This window comes from Bartonella sp. AA126HLJHH (assembly GCF_042197425.1).
Classification (GTDB): domain Bacteria; phylum Pseudomonadota; class Alphaproteobacteria; order Rhizobiales; family Rhizobiaceae; genus Bartonella.
The window spans coordinates 1-8,140 of record NZ_JBHIRU010000032.1 but is presented as its reverse complement, the minus strand read 5'-3'; the positions used below and the strand labels follow the sequence as shown (position 1 = coordinate 8,140).

The following is an 8,140-nucleotide window of genomic DNA, read 5'->3' as shown; positions in this document are numbered from 1 at the left end:
CGCACCGGCTTCTGTCAGCCCTTGGGCTTTATAATCCCAGTCTTTAAATTCAGCCTTAACTGCTTGCCAATCCACTTGCTTGGATAATTCTGGATCATCACGCAGTTGCTTGATCCATGCCATGCCTGGAGAGCGAGACAATTGCTCAAGAGATTTGTCTAAATCACCGGTTGCCTGATACTCAACAACGAAGCCATCACCCGCATCAAGCTTTATGCCACCCTTAGCATCTATGGTGACATGCTCGATGGTCTCCTTAAGGTAACCTTTATCGCTCTCACTCCACCACACAAGGTTTTCATTACGCTGATAAACGTCCTTAAAATCTTGATCCTTGTTGGTCAGAAACTTGATCTTCCCCGTATCTGATGCCAAATGCGTCTGACCACCACTTGATAGCCCTGCCGCATCAAGCGTGAGATCCCCATTTTGCGCATGCATGGAGAGGTTGCCCTCTGTTTCTATCGTGGTTTTGTTTGTAGTAACTTCTGTTGATTGTTGACGAAACTTATTCTTTTGCTTCGATTTGTCGCCTTCTTTGCCCCTCAGATCCAAATCAAAACTGTTAAAATCTTGCTCTGAAATCGCGTTGAGAGCGCCACCACTGGTGAAATCCCCATTGCCCTTGGCTTTAAACTTTCCCCCAAGGTTAAGTTCACCACCTGTGACAATGGTCAAATCTCCATCACTGTTGACTTCTGTCAAACGGTGCTCACTGCTTTGGGCGTTATAATGCCCTTTTTCCAATGTCTCCTTATGGTCACTCTCTAGCACTAATGAACCAAACGTAGCAGAACCATCGACAATCACCGTCATCGGACCGCCACTGCTCCATTGGCCACCAGTCATGCTTAAATCGCCAAGGGAGTGAATGTTTAAATCCTGTATAGAAATGATTTGAGCCTGCTGCCCACTGCGATCAACAAAACCATATTCATTCGTGTCACGGATTTTTGCAGTACCATCAATGATTGTCTTCGCATTGAGGGTGATGATATCCCCCAGAATAACACCGGAAGAATTGGCTAAAAGATCGCCACTGCTGAGATCTACAGCACCGCTGCCAAGCAAAAAACCACCATCATTAAACAAAGTTTGCGTAGTCGAAACATGCAATGCACCATTACTTGATATGGTGCCGCTATTGGTAAGACGGTCCGTCTCTATAGTGACGCCATTGCCTTTCAAACGTGCACTGGCAAGGTTTCCTTGCTGCGTTTTTGCCCCATAAACATCTTGTGCTAAAGAAGTGTTTGGTGCCAAATAAACGTGGGGTACCAAGACCTCTTGTCCGTCGACAAGGTGGGTCTCAAGCCAGATCATATCCTTTTTGATCCCAGCAATTTGCTGAGGCGTTAAGGGCTTGCCTAGCACTAACCCCAAGGGATCTTGCTGCTCCACAGCATTGTCATAGAGCCTTTGCATTTGAGCATTGGGATCTTCAACATCAAGAAGAGTGCGATTACCTGTCAGCTCGAAGATTTGCTCACCCACCAGACGATATTCAAAATAAGCATCCCCCAACTTTTTGAACACGTTCTCAGGCTTATAATTGCCAATCTTTTTTAAGTAATAGTCCGATCCTAAAAATTTACTTGGGTTGATAAAATCTGGACGCGTCTCGACTAAAAATGGCACATCCGGTGTTTGGGTCTGGTCCAATTCTGTCTTAACAGAGTTAAGCCCATCTTGCGTTGGCACTTGTATGGATTCTGGTGCGGGTGTTTTTGTGCTTGGTGCAAAAAGCCCTTTGTGCCCTTTCAAACCATTGATAATACCGTCCAATCGATCATCACTAATCAGTGGTTTGGAACCGTCAAAATCGGTGTTTTTAACACCAGCCAACCCCTTATCGCCAGAGCTTAAGCCAACTTGCTCACCCCCCTCACGCACCGCATGATTGTCAATATAGCCTGTCAACTTGGCATCAAGCGTGCCACCAGCTTCAATCGTGCCGTAAACAGCATCATAAGTGCGGACGGTTGTTTTGGTATCAGTAGTACTGCCATAATATGTTATGCCTGTAATACTACACCCTCCTAATAATGTGTGGCAATGTTTCTTCCTGCGATGTGTTTCAGTTACAATCTTTGTTGTTTCGGTTAAATCGCGCCCCTCATTGAGCAGCGTATCACCCTGCATCTCAATGTTGCCATTAGCAGCAATCAAACTGTAGCTATTACGGATATCGCCGGCATGAACCGTGAGATGACGTCCTACTAAAATCTGTGCAGCTCCATTGGTAAAATGAGGCTGCTGACGAATGATCGTAGTGTCAACATCTTCCTTTATCTGGTGGTGTCTAACCTCGGTTTTTTTCCATTCTCCTCGCACGTAACTGTGAGAAACCACTTTATCGCTAACTTCAACTCCACCTTCACGCATGTTGGTAAGCGCTGAGACATCGAAGGTCATATCGCCTGACACGGCTTCTAAAAGACCCGAGCTGTTGATCACATGACCAGCCCGCTCTCCACTTAAACCACGGATGATGAGATTGTCTTCAGCAATGACATCGGCAAACTTATTAATAAAATCCCCATCTAAGGAGAAAATGGCAGATTTCTTGGCATAAATCAGCCCACTATTACTCAGATCAGCGCTCACATTGAGCGCAACCCCATCACCACTTGAACCAATACTGCCGGCATTGTCCAAAACATCTGCGGTTAAGACAAAAGCACCACCACTTTTGAGTACACCGTCTTCACCATTTAAAACCAGAGCAACTTGCCCCAATGACGGATCATGACTTTTTGCTATAAGCGTAAAACTGTTACTGGCTAAAAGCTGACCTGAATTGGCTAAAGACCCAAGCTTCGCATCAACAACACCGCCCACCATAATACCGGAATTGCTTAAAACATCATGACTGTTGAGAGTAAGTACCCCGCCTTGCGCTTCCACAAGCCCAGCTTGGGTGAGTGTGCCTGCCTTCAGCGTTACATCATAGGCGCCAACCTCACTTGTCTCGCCCATTGTCAATATGCCATCACTGGAAAGCTCTATCCGCTTTTTAGAGACAATGCGCCCCGTTTGGCTGAGATTTGTTTGCGCATGCAAAGCAATGGTATCATTGCTTTCTATTGTGCCACTATTGCTTAAATCACCGTGGCTGGTCAGTTGAAGGTCACCACGCTCAATCTCTATGTGCCCTGCTTGGATCACACTCTCAGCAACAATATTGACTGCCCCTTGCGTAGAAATAAGACCATCAACATTCTCAAAACTGCCCACATCAATGCGCAAACCATCCCGCGCTAAAACATGCGCACCTTCATCATGTGTAGCGTTTTGTTGCTCTGAATTTGTCGTTTCAGCGCTTTTATTGACAAAAGACGTTGCAACAATCTTCATCTCACCGGCTAAAGCACTGAGAAGACCAGCCTCATTATTTATATGACCAGCACGTGTCTCTTTCAGCCCACCAATGCTGAGAGCCTCTTCTGCAATCATTCTGCCCTGTGTGTTGGTTAAATCACCATCACTGAATACGTCCATAGATTTTTTGGCGTAAATCAGCCCACTATTGCTGACATTCCCTGCCACATTGAGGGCAACATTCTCACCACTAGAGCCAAGCACACCGGCATTGTCTAATTGCCCTGCGGTCACAACAAAAACGCCACCACTTTGAAGGACACCTTCGGATGTATTCTTCAGAAAGGCTTGTTGCGGATCGGCGCCTTCTTGTGTGCTTACCATCAAATGCAAATCATCGGTTGCAATAAACGTCCCTTGATTGGTAAATGCACCAATATGAGCATCGACACTCTCACCGCGCATTGTGCCGCTATTGATAACCCCATCACGCACTTGAAGGGTTAATGCTCCTTCTTGAGCTTCCACAGTCCCTGCTTGGGTTAAAGCATCAGCACTTAAAACCACATCATAACTTAAAATCGTGCTCTCTTGAGAGGTTGTGAGCATGCCCCCCGCTGTCAAGGCAACCTGCTGCATACTGACAATATCACCCGTATGATTGAGGGCACCATGGGCATCCAGCGTTATCTTCCCATTGGACAATACAGTGCCTTCTTGGATCAGGGCACCGTGATGCGCATAAAGGTCAATTTTTTGCTCTGCCACTAAGCGCGCGCGTGATGTAAGCTCTGCTGCTTCCACCAAAAGAGAGCCGCCGGCGCTATAATGTCCAGCGCCTACAGTGAGCCCATCATCGGCGCTCAAGACAATATTCCCCTTGGCACCAATATGGTTGTTTAAAGCGCTGATTTGATTGGTTTTAATGGTCAGATCGCCAAGGGAAGAAACCCCTGTTTGATCATTGTCTTGCATGCGGCTCAGATCAATTGTTGCTGCTTGGATCTCTAAAAGATCACCGGCGGCTATCCGCCCATTCCCCGCCTCAAGCTTTGCTGCCTGTAAATGCAAAGAACCCGTCGCTGACTGTTGACCATCACTCCCAATACCGCTTGCTAGAAGAGCATGAGACTGGAGCTTGATCAGATCGGCGCCCACATCAACAGCACCGCTCGCTGCAACGCGAGCTTGCTCAGCCAGTTCAACATGTTTCAAAGCCTTCAGTTCAACTGCTTCTTCTGAAAAAAGCAGATCTTTCACATGCACACTGTCGTGGTGAGAACGCGCTTTTACTGCTCCTTTGGCACGTGCTTTGGCAATTACCAGCTTGCCATCACTTGTCAATCTCATGGCGCCTGCATTGGCAACCATGTCTCCTCGCATCTTAACGCCCGCACCTTTATCATTGGCAATCACGCGGATCTGCCCCGCATACATTCCACCAAACTCACTGGAATCAATCGCCAATTCCGGCTCTTTGCCATCAGAACCAAGAGAAGTTGCTTCGCGTTTGTCATAATCAAAATGATTGCGCCCCGCGATAACAGCCAAATCTCCTTTGACCTGTATGGGACCCCCGACACTGATCTTGCGCGAAACAAGATCAAAAATATCTAATGCACTCCCATCAGCCCCACGAGCGCCTATGGTGATATCTCCACCCTCAACACGCAATCCACTCAAAGCCCCATCGGCTCCAATAATCGGTTGTCCGGTCGATAAAGTCACCCGTGGTGTATTAATAAAGCCACAACCGTTACAGGTAATCCCATTGGGATTGGCGATAATAACATCCGCCATATGCCCGTGTACTTCGCTCACGCCTTCAAGACGCGAGCGATTGGCACTCACCACTTCATTGAGGATAACCTTTGCTGCACCGCTATAACGCAAATTGCCGTTGCCTGGCACCAATCCCCCAAGCTGTGAACGCGAAACCTCCTCAGTCGAATTGTTCAAAATCACGCCATGGGTATCAACATTGAAACTGTCATATTTGTTATGAGAAAGACCCTGTCCATTGGGGCGAACAATATCAATCAGCGGCACATCATTGCCAGCTTTCCCCACCGTGGGGCGGAAAACAGAGCCAACCCCATCAGCTGCTTTAATCCCTTGGCTCTCTTGTGCAACAGGACTTCGCGCTCCAAGCGCTTGTGCTTGCAACAACAAAGGCTGAAAAGCTAAGCAAAAACTTAAAACAAGTGAAAGCCCCTTATGGATCCCTCGCTGCAAAACACAAAGAACGCGCTGCCATAGCTTGTATCCATATCCCAATCTATGCTTTTGATTTTTCAATCCCCGCATCTTCAGCTCCTCATAAAATTCTTTATCTCTTTAAAAAAACAACCCATATGGGTATAAACAGCGCAGCGATATTTTTTACCGCCCCTTTGCTCTAAAATCTCAATAATGCCCGCACTTGAAATAACCCTGTCGCATTTCCCTTTTCTCGCACTGTCGATTGGGTTAAAATATTCGAATAAGACACATCAATATCCGTAATGTCTCCGGTTGCATGGAAACCAAGAGTTGCCCCAACGAGGCTCCCGCCAAAACTGTTTTTGTTTACATTATTGGCTACAGCCCCCAGATCAAGCGCCATATAAGGGGCAAATTGGCTCATAAATTTACGCCCCATTCTCGAAGAAAAACCTGGCAACAACAGCGACAATTCATTGCGCCAAAACGCCCCATTATTGCCGTAATAAATCGCCTCACGCACCCCACGCACAGAGGAACTACCACCAAGCGATATTTGCTCTGAACTAAACAATGTGTCGGGTGATAATTGTCCTGAAAACAGCGTGTTATAGCGAAAGTTATATTGTTTGAGCGAAAAAGGACGCACGTAGCCTAGGGAAAAAGACAATTTGGAAAATTGCCCTTTGGGTGAATTTTTTGTTGCATTCTCTTGCTCTTTATCGTCATAAGCGCCAAGAATTGCCAACCCTTTATGAAACCCTATATGCGCGCTTAATTCTCCTCCAAGCCACTTGCGCGAATGATCAAGCTCAAAGGTTGCAATAGCTAGTTTACGGCTGGAAACATCAACCCGACTGCCCATAATAAAATTATCAGAATATTTCCATGTCAACCGTCCTGTAACCCAGGTCTTTCCCTCTTGATCACGGTCGATAACCCGTGAAATCCATGGTGTAAGCGATAAAGACTTACCCGCTGTCATAATATCGGAAAATATTCCCTTAACACTCGAATGATATTGGCTCCACGTCCCATCAAAACCTGTTGTCCAAGTGCCATAGGGTAGAGAAAAGGATCCCGTTAGAGTATCACTATTGGGACGCTTGTGAGAAAAATGATACGGACTACCATCCATAGAGCGCTGATAGCTCAACGACCATTGATCATTGATCCCCAACAGATCATCAAAAGAAAGGCTCAAGCGCGTTTGATAAAGCCCTGTTGCTTTAGCGCCAAGATTATCGCTGGAAAGCGTAATAAGCCAAGGTTTCTGTTTTTCAATATGAACATCGAGTATCGAACCACCCGAATTGCCACCAGCACCAAGATTAATAGTAGCTTGGCGTGAGAAAAGCCGATTGATTTGATCAAGCCCTTGCTCTATCTGGCGCAGATTGGTCGGCTTCCCAATAAGGTTTGGAAAAGCCGTGGTGATTTCTCCTTGAGATTTCCTTCCAACTTTATGCCCATCAAGGGTAATATCTTCCATCACACCTTCAACAACAACAATCTTGAGATGACCGCCGCTTAAATCTTGCTCAGGCAAATAAGCCCGCACCGCAATATAGCCGCGCTTCATATAAAGCTTGGTCACCGCTTTGAGCACTTTGTTGATTTCGGCAATCCCCAAACACCGTCCTTCCCAAAGAGAAATGGCTTCATGAAGGTTGGTATGAGAAATCAACTGAGCGCCAACAAATTCAATGCTTTTGATCAGCAAACAGGTTGTACTAGATGAAGCACCATAGGCAGATGTGGTATCATCGTCTGGCAAAAATATCCCATGTGTTTCGTTTCTACGGTGCAATCGTTGAAAACGCTGTTCTTGCGTTTGTTGTCGTTGGATGCTCTCTGATTGATTAATCGCTTTCTCACGAATGTTTTGGGCAAAACTCGGCAACGAGAAAAGGCACAAAATAGCCGCAAAAACAAAAATGAAAAAAAATCTATGCATTCATTGTGCCCTCAAAATGAGCAACAAAATGAACCATATCATCAGCGTCACAGAAAAAATCGCCAACCGCGTAACAATTTTTTAATTTTTTGATGAGAGTAATACTTATAACATCTGAGAAAAAAGCATAGACTGTACTGTATACACCTGCTTTATGAGTTGTGCAAACCATATCATTTCCCCCACTTTTGAAGCTTGTATAATTACACTGTTAAATGACAATCATATGCTATATATGCTTCTTAATTTTAAGGTGTTGCATGTAATATAATCTTGAGCTTTAAGTAAAGACTCTTATTCATAGAATAGACCAAATTTATTGGAACTGTTACATATTAGAGACAACAAAAAACACTCCATTATTATCGCTTGATAAGAAAAATAGTATGACAATCGCTTATTTACTAAAATAAGAAAAAAAGAAAATGCGTAATGCTATAACTAATGAAGGATTAGCATATTTAAAAGCCGTTTATCCCAATGAAAAAACACTAAAGATGATCTGTTTTATTATGTTTACGGTCTTTTGCATTCAGAAGATTATCGCACCCGTTATGCTGATAATTTATGCAAAGAATTGCCTCGTATCCCTTGCGTAAAAACGGCTGATGATTTTTGGAAATTTGTGACAGCAGGGCGTGAACTCGGTCATTTGCACGT

3 protein-coding genes and 1 pseudogene are annotated in these 8,140 nt (G+C 45.2%); 1 reads left to right on the top strand and 3 read right to left on the bottom strand.

All coding sequences use genetic code 11. The features are described from left to right. From ACFIQC_RS08810 to ACFIQC_RS08800, 3 genes are all read right to left on the bottom strand, one after another. Positions 1–5,628: filamentous hemagglutinin N-terminal domain-containing protein (locus ACFIQC_RS08810; RefSeq protein WP_375707054.1), on the bottom strand; the 5,628-nt coding region annotated here is incomplete at its 3' end. A 91-nt stretch (positions 5,629–5,719) separates the two neighbouring features. Next, entirely contained in the window at positions 5,720–7,480 is a 1,761-nt protein-coding gene (locus ACFIQC_RS08805) for a ShlB/FhaC/HecB family hemolysin secretion/activation protein (RefSeq protein ID WP_375707053.1), read from the bottom strand. Beyond that, positions 7,473–7,652, bottom strand: a complete 180-nt coding sequence (locus tag ACFIQC_RS08800) for a hypothetical protein (protein ID WP_375632827.1) — start codon at positions 7,650–7,652, stop codon at positions 7,473–7,475. The genes ACFIQC_RS08805 and ACFIQC_RS08800 overlap by 8 nt, the downstream gene beginning before the upstream one ends. A gap of 256 nt (positions 7,653–7,908) precedes the next feature. Between ACFIQC_RS08800 and ACFIQC_RS08795 the strand changes: the two are divergent. Continuing rightward, a pseudogene (locus ACFIQC_RS08795) lies at positions 7,909–8,140 on the top strand (type ISP restriction/modification enzyme); the annotation flags it as partial.

Bases quoted from the DNA above. Each gene is read 5' to 3' on its own strand.
- ACFIQC_RS08800 (WP_375632827.1), bottom strand. From the start codon at position 7,652: ATGGTTTGCACAACTCATAAAGCAGGTGTATACAGTACAGTCTATGCT.
- ACFIQC_RS08805 (WP_375707053.1), bottom strand. From the start codon at position 7,480: ATGCATAGATTTTTTTTCATTTTTGTTTTTGCGGCTATTTTGTGCCTT.